At 37.4% G+C, this 18755-nt stretch carries 12 protein-coding genes; 3 read left to right on the top strand and 9 right to left on the bottom strand.

What is annotated here, in order from left to right:
* Nucleotides 1-59: 59 nt before the first annotated feature.
* Nucleotides 60-1265 (top strand): metallophosphoesterase, encoded by a 1206-nt coding sequence (locus tag BM143_RS10205; RefSeq protein WP_090024372.1) that lies wholly within the window; start codon nucleotides 60-62, stop codon nucleotides 1263-1265.
* 328 nt (nucleotides 1266-1593) lie between these two features.
* Here BM143_RS10205 and BM143_RS10200 read toward each other — a convergent pair whose 3' ends face one another.
* The 3 genes from BM143_RS10200 to BM143_RS10190 form a co-directional block, all read right to left on the bottom strand.
* Entirely contained in the window at nucleotides 1594-2346 is a 753-nt protein-coding gene (locus tag BM143_RS10200) for a polysaccharide deacetylase family protein (RefSeq protein ID WP_090024371.1), read from the bottom strand.
* An 84-nt stretch (nucleotides 2347-2430) separates the two neighbouring features.
* Nucleotides 2431-3396, bottom strand: a complete 966-nt coding sequence (locus tag BM143_RS10195; protein WP_034726333.1) for an NAD-dependent epimerase/dehydratase family protein — start codon at nucleotides 3394-3396, stop codon at nucleotides 2431-2433.
* Nucleotides 3397-3502: 106 nt separating this feature from the next.
* Nucleotides 3503-6358 (bottom strand): TonB-dependent receptor plug domain-containing protein, encoded by a 2856-nt coding sequence (locus BM143_RS10190; protein WP_090024370.1) that lies wholly within the window; start codon nucleotides 6356-6358, stop codon nucleotides 3503-3505.
* A 255-nt stretch (nucleotides 6359-6613) separates the two neighbouring features.
* Here BM143_RS10190 and ggt point away from each other — a divergent pair, with 255 nt between their 5' ends.
* Both ggt and BM143_RS10180 read left to right on the top strand, forming a co-directional pair.
* On the top strand, nucleotides 6614-8302 hold the full coding sequence (gene ggt / locus BM143_RS10185) for a gamma-glutamyltransferase (RefSeq protein ID WP_090024369.1): 1689 nt from the start codon (nucleotides 6614-6616) through the stop codon (nucleotides 8300-8302).
* Between the two features lie 282 nt (nucleotides 8303-8584).
* Nucleotides 8585-9865 (top strand): dicarboxylate/amino acid:cation symporter, encoded by a 1281-nt coding sequence (locus BM143_RS10180; RefSeq protein ID WP_090024368.1) that lies wholly within the window; start codon nucleotides 8585-8587, stop codon nucleotides 9863-9865.
* 375 nt (nucleotides 9866-10240) lie between these two features.
* On the opposite strand, the gene BM143_RS10175 is transcribed toward BM143_RS10180, so the two are convergent.
* From BM143_RS10175 to BM143_RS10150, 6 genes are all read right to left on the bottom strand, one after another.
* A complete protein-coding gene (locus BM143_RS10175) occupies nucleotides 10241-11131 on the bottom strand; it encodes a diacylglycerol/lipid kinase family protein (protein WP_394332569.1) in 891 nt (296 codons plus the stop codon).
* A 4-nt stretch (nucleotides 11132-11135) separates the two neighbouring features.
* The gene (locus BM143_RS10170) at nucleotides 11136-11963 is read right to left on the bottom strand and encodes an RsiV family protein (protein WP_090024367.1); all 828 of its coding nucleotides are present in this window, start codon (nucleotides 11961-11963) and stop codon (nucleotides 11136-11138) included.
* A gap of 98 nt (nucleotides 11964-12061) precedes the next feature.
* Complete coding sequence (locus BM143_RS10165; protein ID WP_090024366.1) at nucleotides 12062-13999, bottom strand: transglutaminase domain-containing protein; 1938 nt, start codon at nucleotides 13997-13999, stop codon at nucleotides 12062-12064.
* Between the two features lie 8 nt (nucleotides 14000-14007).
* Nucleotides 14008-15897 (bottom strand): DUF3857 domain-containing protein, encoded by a 1890-nt coding sequence (locus BM143_RS10160; protein ID WP_090024365.1) that lies wholly within the window; start codon nucleotides 15895-15897, stop codon nucleotides 14008-14010.
* 49 nt (nucleotides 15898-15946) lie between these two features.
* A complete protein-coding gene (locus BM143_RS10155) occupies nucleotides 15947-17869 on the bottom strand; it encodes a DUF3857 domain-containing protein (protein WP_090024364.1) in 1923 nt (640 codons plus the stop codon).
* A gap of 378 nt (nucleotides 17870-18247) precedes the next feature.
* Nucleotides 18248-18673, bottom strand: coding sequence for a DUF5684 domain-containing protein (locus tag BM143_RS10150; RefSeq protein ID WP_090024363.1), 426 nt, complete (start codon nucleotides 18671-18673; stop codon nucleotides 18248-18250).
* Nucleotides 18674-18755 lie beyond the last annotated feature (82 nt).

Raw genomic sequence — 18755 nt, 5'->3', positions numbered from 1 at the left:
TTAACAAAAAAATATAAAGCACAGGGAAACATATTCTTTGTGCTTTTTTTAGATTTATCATGCAGAGAAATTTTTTGATCATCGCCGCTATCTTTCTGGCTCTGGAAGTTTATATCTATCAGGCTATAAGAACATTAACAGATAATTTCTGGATCAGGCTTGGGTATTGGGTGGTATCTTTGACCGTTTACGCGATTTTCGCCTATGAAATTACTCATTTCCAAAGATCAGATAAAAGCTCCGTAAGGGTTCAGATCACCATTTCGCTGTTCCTGATCTTTATACTCCCAAAAATCTTTGTGGTGCTGTTTTTATTAATTGACGATATTTTCAGAACCGGAGGCTATTTAATCGGATTAACACGACCACAGGAAAATTTCTTCCCTGAAAGAAGAAAATTCCTGAGCATCGTTGGACTAGGCCTAGGAGGCGTTCTTTCTGCCCTTTTTATCGATGGAATTACGTTCGGAAAATACAGACATACCGTAAGAAGAATAAAAGTAAAAATTCCGGGACTTTCGAAAAATTTTGAGGGTTATAAAGTGATTCAGATCTCTGACGTACACAGCGGAAGTTTTTCAGATCCATCGAAACTTCAGCACGCTATTGACCTGATCAACGAGCAAAATCCTGATCTCGTGCTTTTTACCGGCGATATGGTGAATAATATTTCTGATGAATTTAAACCTTTCATTCCGCTATTTTCAAAGATAAAAGCCAAAGACGGCAAGCTTGCAGTTCTTGGAAACCACGATTACGGAGATTACGTAACATGGACTTCCCTTGATGCCAAAAAGAAAAACCTCGACACACTTATCGACTACGAAAGACAGGCAGGTTTTGATATGCTGAGAAACGAACATAGAGTAATCGAGAGAAACGGAGAAAAACTTTACATTCTTGGAGTTGAAAACTGGGGATTAAAACCATTTCCTCAATTCGGAAAGATTGATGACGCTTTAAAAGGCGTACCGGAATCTGCTCCGAAAATCTTAATGAGCCATGACCCTACCCATTTCGATTACGTAGTCAAAAAACACCCTGGAAACATCCATTTAACACTATCAGGACACACCCACGGAATGCAGTTCGGTTTAGATCTGAAAAACGTTAAGTGGTCTCCCGTTCAGTACCGTTACCCAAAATGGGCCGATTTGTATGAGAGCGAGGGCAAAATGCTGTATGTGAACAGAGGATTCGGCGTATTGGGATACCCGGGAAGAGTGGGTGTATTGCCGGAGATTACGTTGTTTGAGCTGAGCTAGTTTTGAGTTTGGGAGTGAGAGCGTTTGAGAGTCTGAGGGTTTGGGGGTTTTAGGGTAGATGAGTTTGAAAGAGTGTTATCAAGTTACTGGTTGTCAGTTGCTAGTTGCTAGTTGCTAGTTAAAATAACGTTCCGGGTTACTGGTTTGTTGTAAATAGAATGCATAACTCAGTCTAAACCTTTGCCTCAACCTTAGCCTAATATCTGACTTCTTGGTTCTTAGCTCTTACAACTCAAAACCCCAATCAAAAGACCATAGTTTCAACCTTCGGCAAAATCCCTAATCCCTAATCCCTACAACCTATCACCTGCTACCTAATATCTGCCACCTAAAAAATATAATCCTTCATCCGAGAAGTCGCCATATCATGCTCGTTTACCCAGGTTAGAAGGGCATCGAGTTTATCTTCCATTTTCTTCCCTGAAAAGAGGCTTCTGTAAAACGGAATATCGAATCGGTATTTTTTAAAATCGGTGAACTGCCAGGAGTTGAGATAGATTAAAACAAAATCATCATTCTTCAGGGTTTCAAAAACCATACTCTGATAATAGTTCATCGGCAGGATCTGAAACACGAAATCGTTATACGGAAGCTGACTGTATGGTGAGATACTTTCCGGCACAATGCTGAGCCCATCCTCTTCATTAATCTCGGTATCTCTTTTCAGTCGCTTGAATGGAAAAAGAACATCTGCATTATCGATATTGGAGACGTAATTAAACTCCAGCGATTTCAGATTTTCCTGGGGCAACTTACAATCTTTCTGCCGGATTCCTCTGATCTGTTTTTCGAGAAGATCCTGAATATTTTTTTTCACTTCTTCAATTTCATGAAGATTTGAATTGAAATTATAAAAAGCAATTTCATGCCCTTTGGATGAAATTGCTTTTATTAAATTCTGCAGTTTTTCTGCAATGGAAATCTCCACAAAAAAACTGGCTTTGATGTCATGAATATCTAAAATCCGAAGAATAGCTTTGGTGTTATCTTCTGTGATCTTCAGTCTTTCCGCATCAGAAATCTGTACGCTGTTTTTGGCTTCAGCCTCTATATTTAAGATGTTAAAAGTCAATAAAATCATTTAAATTAAATTTTAGATAATATTTATAATTAATTATAAATCAAATGTTAAAATAAAAACTATTTAAACATCAACTTTAAGTAATTAGTTTTTATTCAATTTCACTTTAAGATTCTTGATCATGTCCTTCGACATTTCAGAAATTCCGAAATCATACGTCAGTCCCCAGTCCTTTTTCGCTACAGAATCGTCGATGGATGCCGGCCACGAATCTGCAATCGCCTGTCTGAAATCAGGTTTGTAATCGATTGTAAATTCCGGTATTTCCTTCTTGATTTCTTCGGCAAGTTCTTTCGGGGTAAATGACATTCCTCCTAAATTATAAGACGAACGAACGGTAAGACTTTCCTTTGGAGCTTCCATTAATTTCAATGTTGCGTTGATCGCATCATCCATATAAAGCATCGGCATTCCCGTATCTTCCGAAATGAAACTTGTGTATTTTCCTTCCTCGATAGCTTCGTAAAAAATCTCAACAGCGTAATCTGTGGTCCCACCTCCGGCAGGTGTTTTCCATGAAATAAGTCCCGGGTATCTGATACTTCTTACATCTACTCCATGCTTGTCGAAATAATATTCACACCACTTTTCTCCTGCCATTTTGGAGATCCCGTACACGGTAGTAGGATTTAAAACCACATCCTGTGCTACATCATGTTTTGGAATTCCTTTCCCGAATACAGCGATTGAACTAGGCCAGAAGATCTTTTTAAGAAGCCCTTCCTTTGCCAATTCACAAAAATGAAGAAGAGGTTCAAGATTCAATTTCCAGGCGAAAATAGGCTGCTTTTCTGAAGTTCCAGATAAAAGCGACGCGAGATGATACACTGTAGTGATCTCATAATCTTTGATCACCTGTCTTACCAGCTGTGTATTGGTAACATCCATTCTTTCGTAATGTCCGGCAGCGGTAATCCCCTTTTGCCATCTGTCCAGTCCTGATGCTACTACATTGTCAGCTCCGTGGATTTCAACAAGTCTGTTCGTCAATTCGGTGCCGATCTGTCCCAAAGCACCTGTAATCAATATTCTTTCCGTATAGGATTCCATTTTTACATATTTTTTTAGAGTTGTACAAAAGTAAAAAAATCATGTCAACCAAAATAAAAAAGGTATGTAAAAACACACCTTTTTCAAAATATCTGAAAAGAAATTACTAAAAGCTCAGATTAATTCTGGCAAAAAGAAATCTCCCGTTCATCCCAAACTGAGATGTGTTTCTGGAATAAACGAACTGGTTCTGATTCGTAAGATCCACAGGTGCAGAGCCTGCGACGTAAATCAAATTACCGGAACTGTCCAAAGCCGGGTTTTTCACTGTAGCCGGACCGTAATTTTGATCAGGATAAATATCAAACAGATTATTCGCTCCAATGGTCAGTCTAAAGCTATCACTGAATTTATAACCCACCGAAAGATCCGTAATAACCTTTCCACCCCACACAGGATGCTCTGTTGCCACAGCCTGTCCGTTAATAATGGCACCGGAGATAATACCGTCTCCGTTGGCATCCATTGGATTGGGATCTGTAACTTTTCCGAAGTACACATTCCTTACAAGCACGTTGAACCTATTCATTTCCAAAGCATTGTTCAGAGATGCTTTAAATCTTGGAATAGCCTCTTCAAGATATATCCTGCTGGATTCTGAATAATAACGGTTGATTTGTCCCGCCTTGATCAAAGCCTCTGAACCATGAATCTCTCCTACTCTGTTGGTTTTCGATACCGTTACCGCTAAATCTGAATTTAAAGAAAACTTCTCCGAAAATTTACCTCTGTGAGAAATCACTCCTTCTACTCCTTTGGTCTGGGTATCAATCGCATTCGCAAAAAATGTAGCGGCATTGGCATTGGCTTTATCAAAAAGATTCTGCAGGTTTTTCTCAGGGCTTCCGTCAGCGTAAGTACCCGCCGGTCTTGAAAACTGATCTGTAAGTACTACCCTGTTCTTTATCTTGATATAATATCCGTCAACCGTAAAAGTAAGATTGACCTGTGGAATTTTTGCGGTAAAACCCGTAGAATAACTTGTTGACTCTTCCTGTTTTAGCTGTGGAATACCAAGAAGCCTGGCCGCATCTGAATCATTTGAAAATGTTCCTACCTCAAATGAAGTTCCGCCCACAAATTGGGTGGCCGTAGCATTGAAATAGATCTGCTGTAAGGAAGGAGCTCTGAATCCTGTTGAATGGGCCGCTCTTAAGTTGATCTGATCCGTCAGTTTATACCGTGTTGCTATTTTATAATTGAATGTAGATCCGAAATCTGAATAGTTTTCGTACCGCAAAGCTGCACTTACCAACCATTTATCAGTAACATCAAGCTCTGTATCCACATAAGCCGCTACGGAACGTCTTCCCTTATTTAAAGCATTTTCAGGTCTGAAACCAGGGAAAACCTGCGATCCACCCGGCCTTGTACTCCCAAAGAAATCCGTAGGTTTTAAAGAAGCAACAGTTGCTGGCGTCTGGATTCTTCCATTGATGTCATAAAGCGCCCACGAAGCTTCTTCTCCATTCGCTATTTTATATCTTTCAAACCTTGCTTCTGCACCAAAAGCGACATTAAAACCTTTCAGCCAGTCTATTTTCGTATCAAAATCTGCGTTGACCGTATTTTGTGAAAAGCTTAATCCTCCTGCATCAAATTCTCTTTTTCCAGGATATATCATGGATGCATTAGCTGTATTTTTGATGGTATAGTCAAAGGTATTCTGCCCGAAAGTATTGCTGATATCGTAATTTATTTTCCCCAGTTTTCCTTTAAATCCGCCGGCGAAAGAAAGATCAATAACATCAGACGCTATTTCCGGTAAAAAACCATTTGGATATAATGATGTAGAAGTTCTGGTCACATTCGGTCTTCTGTAAAATCCTGCCGCATTACCGTCTCTGTAGGAAATGCCTCCAAAAACATACCCTTTCACCGAAGATGAAAGATCAAATTCTGAGTTCACAAAAAGCTGGCCGGATGTTAATTTGGACTGTCCTACTCTCATATTAAAGTCGTCTCTCGTCAGTTTCCTGTAGGCTAATTCGTTTTCAGTCACATCACCTTTTAATAAATTCTGTAGCTGGGTAATCGTATTGGCCGCCTGAATATCCGCTTGCTGCTGTGCTGTAAAATATCCTACTTTAGGCGCAAACTGATGAATCAGGTTGATGATCTGCTGCTGATTTGGGGTGCTCGCAATGTTTCCGTACAGCGAAGAAATATTCACTCCATTTTCCAAAGCCCTCTGCTCAATGGCATTATAAGCATTAAAAATATCTCCTGTTGCGGATTTTGCCCGTCGGGTATCGTCTCTGCTCAGTAAGCTTCCGGTGAAATTAATGAAGCCGTTTGTTCCTATTTTAGTTCCATAATTTAAGTCAATCTGGTATTTTCCACCGTCCCATCCTCCACGATGATCATTAGCTCCTTTTGAATTGAATGCTCCCGCCGTAATGGCAGCGGTGAACGCATTGGTGTTTTTTTTCATAATGACATTGATCACTCCTGCGATGGCATCGGAACCATACTGAGCAGAGGCTCCGTCCCTAAGCACTTCCAGCCTCTCAATAGCAAATGCAGGAATGGCATTGAGGTCTGTCCCTACAGAACCACGTCCCGGTGAACCATTGATATTTACCAATGAAGAAGTATGCCTTCTCTTCCCATTCAGAAGTACGAGAACCTGATCCGGACCAAGACCTCTTAATTGGGCAGGATCCACATGGTCCGTTCCGTCGGCTACCGTTGTAGAGTTTGAGGTAAAGGAAGGGGCCGCATAATTTAAAATCTGATTCAGATCTGTCTGGGGGCTTAAAACCGACTGGGAACCAATATTGATAACATCTACAGGCACCGGCGTATCGGTAGCTACCCTGGCCTTATTTCTTGAGCCAACGGTGATCTTTACTTCATCTACCTGATTTGTTTTTACTGTGTCTTTGACCTGGGCATTGATATTTGTGGAAATAAAAAATAATGCTCCCAACAAAGCGATTTTATGGTAGTTTTTTTTCATGTCTGCTTTTTTCTCAAAAGTAGCAATTCGACCTATATAAAAAATATATTAAATTGAATTAAAACCAGACCTTTTTAAAAAACAATGAATTAATAGTTGATTTTACTAAATATTTACAATTATAATTTATTTTTTTAATGTCAAATACATAACCAACAACAACTCAATCGTTCAATGGCTTTTATAGAGATAAACACCTGTAAAGACAAATACTTTCATTAAAAAAATATCTACTTTTGCTTTAAACAAAATCTTATGAAGAAGCTTTTTATTGCAGCAGTACTGTTTGCCGGAAATGCATACTGGGCACAGTTTACTGATTTCAACATTGTCAAGGAAGTAAAAATAAAAAACAAAGGTGCAGTGGTATCTGCCCATCCCCTAGCGAGTGAAGCCGGTGCAAAAATGATGAAGATGGGCGGAAATGCTTATGATGCTGTTGTCGCTACACAATATGCCCTTGCCGTTGTTTATCCTCAGGCTGGAAATATAGGTGGCGGTGGTTTTTTGGTGGGGGTAAAAAATAATGGTGAAAAATTCACGCTGGATTATAGAGAAACTGCTCCCAGGAAAGCCTCAAGGGATATGTATGTTGATAAAAACGGAAAAGCCAATACAGATCTTTCTCAATACGGAAGGCTTGCTGTAGGAATACCGGGAAGTATCGCAGGTTTTTATGCTACTTTGAAATACTGTAAACTTCCGATGGACAAAATCATCCAGCCTGCTATTGATTTAGCCGAAAAAGGTTTTGCCATCACAGAAATGGAAGCTGAAATGCTGAACACCCACAGAGAAAAATTCCTTAAACACAACACCTCAGCTATCGCTTTTGTAAAAGATACTCCGTGGAAAGCGGGTGATATTCTGGTACAGAAAGAACTGGCTGCCACGCTTAAATTAATTCAGAAACAGGGCGCAAAAGGATTCTACGAAGGAAAAACAGCTGAACTTATGGTTTCCGAAATGAAAAAAGGAAACGGGATCATGACTTTGGAAGATCTTAAAAATTATAAAGCTGCAGAAAGAAAGCCTTTGGAATTTGATTATAAAGGAAGCCGTGTGGTGACTATGCCTCTGCCTTCGAGCGGCGGTGTATTACTTGCCCAAATGCTGACCATGGCAGGATACGAAAACCTGGAAAAGTACCAGCAGAATTCAACGGAGGCTGTACAAATCATGACGGAAGCTGAAAGAAGAGCTTTTGCAGACCGGGCGGAATACATGGGTGATCCTGATTTCATCGAAGATAAAACCACTTATCTGACTTCTGATGCTTATTTAAAAAGCAGATGGAAAAGTTTTAGTTTCAACAAAGCGACTCCGAGCGCTGAAGTGGGAAAAATCATCAGCCAACCAAATGAATCTACACAAACCACTCATATTTCCGTGATCGATAAAGATGGAAACACAGCTTCTGTGACCACTACGCTTAACGGATATTATGGAAGCAAAGTCGTGGTTTCGGGGGCGGGATTCTTTTTAAATAACGAAATGGATGACTTTTCCATCAAACCCGGAGTTCCGAATATGTTTGGAGCTGTGGGCGGAGAAGCTAATTCTATTCAGCCTAACAAAAGAATGCTTTCTTCCATGACTCCTACGATCCTACTTAAAAATGGAAAGCCATATATGGTGGTGGGAACTCCCGGAGGAACTACCATTCCCACATCCGTCTATCAATCGATTGTGAATGTGGTAGATTTTAAACTGAATGCCAATATCTCGGTGAATGCACCGAAATTCCATCATCAGTGGCTTCCGGAAAAAATCACGGTAGAAAATAATTTCCCGGAAAGTACAATCTCAGCGCTGAAAAGCAAAAATTACGTGATCGAAAAGATAAAATACATCGGAAAAACAGAACTTATTCTGATGGATGACAATGGAAACATCCATGCTGTGGCAGATGGCCGCGGAGATGATTCGGTTGCCGTAGAATAATTTTGTTATCATTATACTATATGCTTCGACTCCGCTCAGCATGACAACGTTGATAAGTACGTCATGCTGAGCGGAGTCGAAGCATTTTTTGTTGCGGTAGCCATATTCAATCATAAGACTAAAATAACAATTGAAAACTTCCGAATCCCCCATCCCCCATCTCCGATCTTCCATTCTTCCATTCTTCCATCTTCTCTCAAAATTATCAATTTAACTGACTTTCGTCATGTTTTAAGATAAAAATTCTTAATTTTCCGGCTTCAAAATCTAAAAAAGAATCCTTTGAAAGCGAAACAATTCTATCATCAGCTTTATTTTCAAGTCATTATCGCCATAGTAGCCGGTATCCTTTTAGGAAGATTTTATCCTGAATTGGGTGAAAAAATGAAACCTCTCGGCGATGGATTCATCAAATTGGTGAAAATGATTATCGCTCCGGTGATCTTCATTACCCTGACTTTAGGAATCGCTCACATGACTGACCTCAAAAAAGTTGGACGTATTGCCGTAAAAGCAATGATCTACTTTTTTACGTTTTCTACTTTAGCATTAATCATCGGACTGATTGTCGGGAATATTCTGCAGCCGGGACATGGTTTAAATATCGACCCCGCTACTCTATCCGGCGATGTTTCTCAATATCAGCAAAAGGCTCACGACTCTACCCTCACAGGTTTTATCATGAATATTATTCCTGAAACACTTTTCAGTCCATTGGTTGGTGAAAATATACTTCAGGTACTTCTGGTGGCTATCTTGATGGGTGTTGCTCTGGTTTTAACCAAAGAAAAAAGCCAGAAAGTAACCGATTTTTTACAGGATCTATCCACTCCGATTTTCAAAATTGTTCATATGCTCATGAAACTGGCTCCGATCGGGGCTTTTGGGGCAATGGCATTTACCATCGGAAAATATGGTCTTCATTCGGTATTGAACCTGATCTTTTTAGTGGGAACCTTCTATATTACGTCTATCCTTTTTGTGGTATTGGTTTTGGGAGCGGTTGCCTGGTACAATGGATTCAGTATTTTTAAACTGATGTATTATCTGAAAGAGGAACTTCTATTGGTCTTAGGAACCAGTTCTTCCGAATCGGCACTTCCTGGAATTATGGAAAAACTGGAAAAAGCAGGTTGTTCTAAAGCTATTGTTGGGCTGGTAGTTCCTACCGGATATTCCTTCAATCTGGATGGAACCAATATTTATATGACGCTGGCTTCTCTTTTTATCGCTCAGGCTCTGAATATTGATCTTCCTTTGGAAAAACAGTTGATGCTTCTTTTGGTAGCGATGTTAAGTTCAAAAGGAGCTGCTGGTGTTACAGGAGCAGGATTTGTGACGCTCGCGGCAACATTGGCAGTCGTTCCAGAGATTCCGATTGCAGGAATGACTTTGATACTGGGAATCGACAAGTTTATGAGTGAATGCAGGGCTTTAACGAACGTTGTTGGAAATTCTGTAGCCACGGTAGTCGTAGCAAACTGGGAAAAGCAGTTGGATAAGGAGCAGCTACAGTATTGCCTGAATCATCCGGCTGAGATTGAGAAGAAGCTGGAGGTTTAGGTATTTGATTGTTTGGACATACGCAAGGGTTCGTTAACACTCAGCAGAAACTTTTCGTTAAACAGAATGCAGGTTTTAACATTAAAAAATAAACAGAATTTAAACTAATTATTTTTTTTAACCACAGATGGCGTAGATTTTCACGGATGATGGTGTTAAATCTTTTTTGTGATTATTTGTGGAATTTGTGTTTTTTTAGATTTTGGTTAAATCTGAATAAATAAGGTTTATTGATAAGGAGGGATAAAGCCCACCTCTATTGAATTTCAAATTGATTGTTTTTATCTCTATCCACCCTTTACCTTTACCTTTACCTTTACCTTTACCTTTACCTTTACCTTTACCTTTACCTATACCTTTACCTATACCTTTACCTTACACTAAAATATTCAGACTTGCAGGCAAGACTTTCACATGAATTGGTGATTCTATTTTATTAAACTCTCCGTCGAGATGCCAGTTTTTGGTGGTTACTTTAAATGAAATTTCTGAAACGGGAAGGTAGGTTACATATTCGTCATCCTTCAGTCTTTTCGTGAACATTCTGAAGGCAAAAAGTGCTGAATAGGTCAGCGGGAATTTTTTCACCAGTACCATATCAACCAATCCGTCACTTTTACTGGCATTGGGAGCAATGTAAGCGTTGTTTCCGAACTGACGGGTGTTGGCTATGTTCAGCATTAGGTATCTTCCGTTGTACTGCTGATAAGCTTCTTCGGTAAATTTAACCTTAATGGGTTTATAATTAAAGAATGTCTTCAGAGAGACTTTGATGTAATTTTTGAATCCGCGGGTGGTTTTTTCAAATTCTTTTACCACTTTTCCGTCAAATCCGGTACCTGAAACGTTGATCGACAGTCTGTCATTCACCGTAAAAGTATCAATCTTTCTGAATGCTCTCGCTTTAATTTTCTCCAGAAGTTCATCCAGATTCTTATTAAATTTAGTTTCATTGGAAAAACCATTCCCTGATCCTGCCGGAAATATAGCCAGGATTTTTTCTGTATTAATAAGATTTCTTGCTACAGTGGAGATGGTTCCGTCGCCTCCTATGGCTACAAAAATGTCGACGTTGTCAAAATTAGCCTTAATAAAATCATCTGTCCCAGGAATAGATTCAGAGATATAATACAAAGGATTGTCAACCTTTTTTTTGAGTTCATCAAGAAACGGCTGATAATTTTTTTTGGCCGAAAAGGGATTAATGATAAAAGCTGCTTTTTCCATTACCGCAAAAATAGAAAATGCTTCCTGATCCGGAAGCATTAATTTACTTTATTTTCATTCTTTCTTTAAATTCTGCATTCAAAGTTCCTTTCAATTCATCCCAGGAAACAGGAATAACAATATCTCCGGCTGCAAAAGCGGCGATTTCGTAAGGGCTGTAATGGAAATAAAGATTCTTCTGGTCAAAATAGAAATTATTTGTGGCCGGAATAACTTCTACCAATAGCATATCTGAGTTTTTCACCTCTCCTTCAGCATCTGTTGTTCCGCTTTTTACCTTATTCAGGTTTTTCATCAACAGGGCTTCCAGCTTAGCTTTTGGCATTGAAGTCACATCTTTAAGCTCCAGCTTTCTATTGTTTTTAAGATCAAAAACTCTTTCTGAAAATCCATAATTATCATGGGCACCTCCTTCGTATGAACTCCATACATATCCGATATGCATATAATCATTCTCATTAGAGATCAAATCCATATAGGAGTTGGTATACCAGTTTTGAGCATAAGAAATATCTGAAAGCCAGTCCTTACTTTCGCTTTTGGTAGATTTGAAGTACTCATTTTTCTGATTATCCAGATAAGCTTGCAATCCTTTTTGAGAAAAATCTTTAATTCCCTGCTCATGAAAATAAATACTGTCTAAGAGTTTTTTTTCTTTCAACGTTGGAAAAACGAGTAATTTTGAAGTGAATTTCACACTCAATGAGTCTGCAATCTTTGTAGAATCGCTCACTTTTACAGAATCTACCGTCAATTTTTCAGGCTGTGATGCTTCAGTCTTATCAGAAGGTGTCGTTGTACTTTCTGCCTTTTTACATGCTGAAAAAGCTAGAAAAGAAGAAACTGCCAGAACGGCAATCGTGTTTTTCATAATTTATTTTTTTATATTAATACAAAAACCATTCAAAAAATGAATGGTTTTGCAAAATTATTTTTTATTTAATCTAAAAATCAAAATAAAACAATCTTCTATGATGTTTTAATCAGACTGATGACCTGGTTTTCACTTTTTGAAGCGGTTCCCCAAATCTGCTTAAATGCAGGATAATATTCTTTAGGATAATCAGGACTTACAATTTTGGTTGTAGAAATAATTTCCAGCTTATTTCCTTTCTGCTCGGCAACGTAGCTGTACTCTATTTCTTTATCCTGAGTAACAATCTTTTTACTTTTAGGCATACTTTCTATGGTATAGCCTTCCGGTATTTCCAAAATTATTTTTTTCACTTTGGTAAATGAAGAAATAAAATCAATAGGATATTTTCTTTCATCCGCCTGATCAAATTCATTGGAATTTTTGTTCAGGAAAAGCATTGGGTTGATGATCATCTTCTTTCCAATTTTATCAATCAGATTGTCTGAAGAAAATTTCATTGTACTTTCAAAATCTCCGTTTTCCAAAATTTTTGAATCAATTCCTGTGAAGTCTATTGAATAATTTTCTTTGTACTGTTTTTTATATTTTTCAGCATTTTCATCATAGCTTTCTTTTACAAACATTGCATAGGTACCCGTATCTTTATCAGAATAGGTTCCCGAAATACTTCCGTCTTCATTGATTTTTGCTTCGGCGGTAAGATAATTGAAACTGGATGTGGTATTTGCCATCTGCATAAGTAGTGCTTTATCTTTAGCAATCAGAACCCCATACTGGTTCCAGTCTCTTGGAGGAAGGTTATTCTTTGAAGACTGCTTGGCAGTAGCATCATAAAGATTGAACCCTTCTTTTGCTTTTACAGCGGCTAAAACGAAATTCATCCCCACGATACCTGGAGAAGTTAAATTGATAAGACCGTTGTCTACCGTAGAAATGATAAGAGGTTCTGCTGTAAGCCCTGCCTCACGAAGCAGCATGATCAGGAAAAGATTGATTTCCGCAGCATTTCCTGTTTTGGTTTCTATCAGTTTTTTTATTCCTTCTTCTGTATAAATACCCCGGTCTTTATTCCAGGTAAAGGTATTTTTCACATAATTAAAGATAGCATCTGCCTTTTCAGCATCTGATGGCAGGCTGGAAATACCTGCAGGCATATTTTCTTTTGCCAGTTTAGTTCTTTTCAGTTCGGCACCAAAATCTTCATCTTTATACAGCTTTTCTTTGATTTCTTCCCAGGAAGAAGAATGCATTTTAAGCTGACCCAAATTGGTAGAATGAAGCTCTGCACTTATTTTTGTACGATAATTTATATCATTCTTAACAAATTTTTCAGCTTTAAAACCTTTCAGATTTTCATACCCGAACCTGTACGTTTTAAACTGCATTCCGAACATTGTTTTTTCCTCCACCATTCTGTGTTTTGGAGCTAATGAACCTGTATAGTTTACATTATAAGCTATATATGTAGGAGCATCAAGGATGTATTCCGTATACAGTGAAGGTGTATCAGATTCTATAATGACTTGCGGCACAGCATACAAAAACGGAGATAAAACTTCATACTGATATTCTATAACGGAGCCGTTTTTCACGTTGGGAAAAGCAAACTTGGTGATTGTCGTGTACTTGCTTTCTTTACTTTTATATTTTGAGCTCTTATCAACTTTTGTGGTTACTGCTGATCCATTTTCAAGGTTGTACACAAAAGCTTTTATTTTGTTTAAAACCTCTTCATCACCACCCGAATTTTTATGCAGGGGAATTTCCAGATTTAACCAGTCTTCTGCTTTATCTTTATCATAGATCTTTACCCGGTAAAAAACTTTTTTGCGCAGATCTCCTGTAGAGGGATCTACCCCGAAATGTACGGATTTGTATAAGATTTCAGCGGGAGCATTCTCATCCAGCAGCGATTTTGCTTTGGACAGGTCTGCATTGTTGAATGCCGGAGGATCCAGAAATTCATGCTTCTGTCCGTTGAATAAAGTCATAGCGATGAAGCAAAAAGCTGTCAAAAATATTTTCTTCATATTTATATTTAAATTTTCGTCAATAAAATTTTAGCATTATCTCCATTTAATGCCTTTTTTCGGAAGCTCACATAATCGTTGTACTTCTCTTTTGGAAAAATTCCTTTGTTAATCTTAATAAAACGGTTCACTTTCAATGATTCGCCGTTTTTCACAAGCGTCAACTTGTAGGTTCCAAATTCAGAATTGATGGTCACGTTCTGTGGAACTTCGTCTATTTTATAATTCTTCGGAAGTATAAAATCTATTTCATATTCATCTTCAAAAGACTGTCCTATTTCAAAAGGAAGTTCTCTGTTTTCATCTGTTTTATAATGATAATTGGAGAAAATAGGTACGGCCCTGAAAATCATATTCGCTCCTGTCGTTTTAGAATAGTTATTGGCTTTAAAATCTAAATTGAATTTCACAAGCGCATTATCTTTATCATTCACGAAGTCTTTCATTTCCACTTTCTCAAAATTCAGAACATCAAATCTGCTTTTCATGGATTCAATTCTTTCTTTTGGCGAAAGATAAGTGTAAGACAGATTACTGTCATACTGGCTTCCCGTGTAAGAAAACTGGCCTTCTCCTTTTATGGTACTGTCCTCGCTAAGCGTAATTTTTAAATTCTGCTTCTCTGTGTTTTGTTCTGCTGTGTATGTTGGCGTACTGATAAGCTCGATCCCTTTTTTGGTTACGGCAAGAACATTTCTGTCTGCGGTACTGTAGCTCAAATGGTTAAATGCAATCTGCTGAGATGTGTTTTCCAGCCAGATATTTCCTTTATCGGTAGGAACCATCAGAATGGCGTGATTTCCACCCATAGCAGGAAACTCAGGATCAAAAGACACCTGAGATGAACCGGAATTGATGACACAGTAGTTAGACGGAATTCCAGCTTCATTCAACAATGTTTTCATATAATTGGTAAGCCCTTTACAATCTCCGTATCCTTTTTTATGCACTTCATCCGGAAGCATAGGAAGCCATCCGCCAATACCAAGCCCTACGAATATATACCTTGTTTTTGTCTGCATATACTGGTACAGTTTTTTCACTTTTTCTTCGGTAGTCCCTTCTAATTTCAATGCTGCTACTTCAGCCTTAATGGCCGGAGTAGAGGCAGAAACAGGCTCTACAAGATTGGTATAGTACCACGTTCCGAAATCTGTCCAGTTGTTCAGCGTTCCTTGTTTTCCTTCCAGATTGAATTTAGCTAAAGCAAAACTCACTTTCGGTAAAATTTTTACAGGCTGCGGAAGCATCTGAGCATCATCGATGGCAGGAATATTCTTATAAGAGTATGTTTTTTCACTTCCATTGTCACTGGCTATAACAGATCCATAATTATATTTTGAAGGATAGGTTTTAGTTCTTAGCTCAATCCCCGATTTATTGATTATTTTAAACTGTGCTTCTTCAAGCGATATATTCGGTGATGAAAACGGCACAAAATCAGGAATGAAAATGGTATTCTCATTGGTGATCTGATAAGAAAAATCAACGGTATAAGGGTAATAGGCAGAAGTATATGATAATCCTAAAATCCTGTTATCAGAATAAAATACGCCCTGACTATTGTTGGCAAAGTCTCCGAAATCAGATTTGGAAAAACTTTTCACCTTTTTTCCTGCTTCATCATAAATGGTAACCTTCACATCAGAAACATTGTCACCTTTCGTGTAAGGTATATAAATCAAAGCTTTAGAATCACCATCTTTATTTAAGACCGTAGTTACGGTATTGAACTGGTATCTGATTTCATCAATTTTATTAATCTGAGCCGTTGTAAAATCTTTTCTGATGACCACATCAGCATTTTTCTTTAAATTCTCAGGAATGGCGGATGCCGGATAGGTTTGGGCAAAATATATTGAGGCTGTTGATAAAGCTCCAAGAAGTAATATTTTCATGGTTGAAGGTATATTTTTACGAAATAATTTATTAAACAGTTTTTGATCATTATTTTTTTTCCAGGGTGATCACCTGATTTTCAGCTGCTGAAATCACCTGCCATATCTGTTTGAAGAACGGATAATATTCTTTAGGATAATTTTGGCTTCCAATATTTATTTTTGATGTGATCATCAATTTATTTCCGGCAGTTTCTACTTTATACAAATACGATATTTCCTTGTCATCAGTGGCTATTTTCTTCTCCTTAGGAAGGCTTACCACCTTATAATTTTCAGGAATCTCCAGTTCAATTCTCTTCTCTTTTTCAAATGCTGAGATAAAATCAATCTGATGTTTTCTGGCTTCAACCTGGTCAAAGGATTCATTTTTGGTATTCAGGAATAAAATAGGATTGATGATCAGTTTACTCCCAACAATATCCATTAGATTATTTCCTGAAAACTTCATCTGAGATTCGAAATCACCGTTCTCAAGACGTTTGGATTCCACATCTTTGATATCTGCACTGTATGTAGTAGCAAAAGACTGATTGTATTTATCTTTACTGGTATCGAACTCATCATACGACTCTATGGCATACATCCCGTTGTCTCTCTGCAGGTATGTTCCTTTAACCATTGAATTTTCCACATCCAGACTGGCTTTAATGATCTGTTCTTTTTTACTGATATTGGTATTGGCAAAGTTTACTTCAGTCCCATTATTTTTTTCCAGCAAAATTCCGAAATCATTCCAGTCTCTTTCCGGGAGAAGATTTACTTTTGAATTGAAAGAAGTGGCATCATAAAAATAGATCTGATTATTGATTTTAACGGAAGCTAGCAAAAAGTTTATATTCCCCAAACTGGGTGAAACAATATTCAGGATTCCGTTATCTACCGTGGAGATCAATAAAGGATTTGCCTCAATTCCAGCATTTCTCAAAAGCATGACCAGAAGGAGATTCATTTCCGCGCTGTTTCCAGCCTTAGTTTTTGTAAGTTGTTTCAGGCTTTGAGTAGTCAGGATTCCATATTCTCGGTTCCATTTGTAATTATCTTTTACAAAATTGAAAATTTTATCTGCTTTTTCTACTGAGTTGTAGCCTGTTTTAATTTTTTCAGGAAGAATTTGATCTACATTACCTTTTAAAAAGTTACCGAACTCTTCATGTTTATCAAGATTCTGTGCTATTTCGTTCCAGCTTTTATAATCCTGATAAATGAAATCAGTACCGGAGTATCTCTTCAGTTCCGGTTTTATTTTCCCTCGATAACGGTCCAGATCTTTCACAAACTTTTCCTTTTGAACGGGTTTCATATTTTCATATCCAAAACGGAATACGTTATACAGTTTATTCAGACGGTCTTCCGTACTGGAAATATTATATTTAGCCTTAATAATAGACCCGGTAGTATTGAAATTATAGGTTAGTTGCTGATCCGGATATTCCAGGTTATACTCCTGATACACCACAGGAATGCTGTATTCCAGAAAATATTTCAGATTAAAGATATTGTTGGTTGCTATTTTATAACTGTATTCAATGACTGATCCATCCAGAACATTAGGGACAGCAAGTTTATAGATTTTTAAACCTTCCGTAAAGTTTTCTTTAAGCTGTTCTTTTTTATCAATTGAAATCTTCTCAACTTTGTTATTGGCCAGATTATATATTTTCACATCATATTTTTCCAGCTTATCTTCTAAGTAAAGTGGAATTTCTATATTCAGCCACTCTTCCGCATTCTTTTTATCGTAAATCTTTATTTTCGAATAATATTCTTTTTCTACAGAACCATTCGGCATAAAATTATACCGTACGGAATTGTAAAGTATTTCTGCCGGTGCTGTTTTTTCTATCAGTGAACTGGTCTTTTTCAGATCATCTTCACTAAAAGCGGGAGGAGAAAGAAATTTATGCTGTGCAAAAAACAGATTAAAGGCGAGACAGCATATCGCTGCATTAAGTTTGGTATTGATTCTCATATCATTTCTTCAGTTGTTGAGAAAAAAAGTAAATTTTCAAGAACTGAAAACACTGTTTTGGCATCATTTAATGACGCTTCAGACAAGGCTCCGAGAATTAAATTTTTCATCATGGTTATTAAAATTGGGCAAAAATAATAAAATCTTAATAAATGTTAATTTTTTTATTTTAATATAAATGATACCACATTAGAAAATACTTCACTTTTAACACCTATTTATGTTATTATTTAAGCAAATTATATCTCTAAATAAGGATATTTTACAATTTTCAACTCAAATATTTTAAAAAGAATAATTTGTTAAGTTTTTATATTTTGAAAAAAGACACAAAAAAAAGACTCCATTTCTGAAGTCTTTTAGCTATTTCTTTATTAATTACTGATCATTTGGAATTCTGTTGCTATCATACTTATCACTACTGAAAGCAAGAACCGGCACAAAAATAAACCCAAAGAAGAAAAGAAGAATGGTATACACCGGAGTTTCTTTTCCAAAGGCTTTTGCCAATCTGTCATTCACCACCCATGAAGCAAATAAGTTCACGAAAGGAATCAGGAATAGGATGATCCACCAAATCGGTTTCTTAACAATATCAAGCAGTACGATGATATTGTAGATCGGAATAAAAGCCGCCCAGGCATCTTCTCTTCCTGCCTTCTGAAATATTTTATACATACAATATCCATAAAATAAATAGATCAGCAATCCGAAGATCATAGAGCCCATTCCCAGTCCTGCAGCAGCTGCACCAGACATTGCATCAGCCCCATCATAAGGGTCTGTTTGTAAAAGAGTTAACATATTATTATTTTTTATTGGTTTTCACCAAATATAGAAAAAGCTTCTAATAAATAGAAGCTTTTCTTGATATATTTTTAATAAC

This window comes from Chryseobacterium oleae, from assembly GCF_900115055.1.
GTDB classification, from domain to species: Bacteria; Bacteroidota; Bacteroidia; order Flavobacteriales; family Weeksellaceae; genus Chryseobacterium; species Chryseobacterium oleae.
The sequence above is the reverse complement of the archived record's forward strand: the minus strand, read 5'-3'. Positions and strand labels throughout refer to the sequence as shown.

Bases quoted from the DNA above. Each gene is read 5' to 3' on its own strand.
- BM143_RS10150 (WP_090024363.1), bottom strand. From the start codon at position 18,673: ATGTTAACTCTTTTACAAACAGACCCTTATGATGGGGCTGATGCAATG.
- BM143_RS10205 (WP_090024372.1), top strand. From the start codon at position 60: ATGCAGAGAAATTTTTTGATCATCGCCGCTATCTTTCTGGCTCTGGAA.
- BM143_RS10170 (WP_090024367.1), bottom strand. From the start codon at position 11,963: ATGAAAAACACGATTGCCGTTCTGGCAGTTTCTTCTTTTCTAGCTTTT.
- BM143_RS10175 (WP_394332569.1), bottom strand. From the start codon at position 11,131: ATGCTTCCGGATCAGGAAGCATTTTCTATTTTTGCGGTAATGGAAAAA.
- BM143_RS10190 (WP_090024370.1), bottom strand. From the start codon at position 6,358: ATGAAAAAAAACTACCATAAAATCGCTTTGTTGGGAGCATTATTTTTT.
- BM143_RS10155 (WP_090024364.1), bottom strand. From the start codon at position 17,869: ATGAGAATCAATACCAAACTTAATGCAGCGATATGCTGTCTCGCCTTT.
- BM143_RS10165 (WP_090024366.1), bottom strand. From the start codon at position 13,999: ATGAAGAAAATATTTTTGACAGCTTTTTGCTTCATCGCTATGACTTTA.
- BM143_RS10200 (WP_090024371.1), bottom strand. From the start codon at position 2,346: ATGATTTTATTGACTTTTAACATCTTAAATATAGAGGCTGAAGCCAAA.
- BM143_RS10160 (WP_090024365.1), bottom strand. From the start codon at position 15,897: ATGAAAATATTACTTCTTGGAGCTTTATCAACAGCCTCAATATATTTT.
- BM143_RS10195 (WP_034726333.1), bottom strand. From the start codon at position 3,396: ATGGAATCCTATACGGAAAGAATATTGATTACAGGTGCTTTGGGACAG.
- ggt (WP_090024369.1), top strand. From the start codon at position 6,614: ATGAAGAAGCTTTTTATTGCAGCAGTACTGTTTGCCGGAAATGCATAC.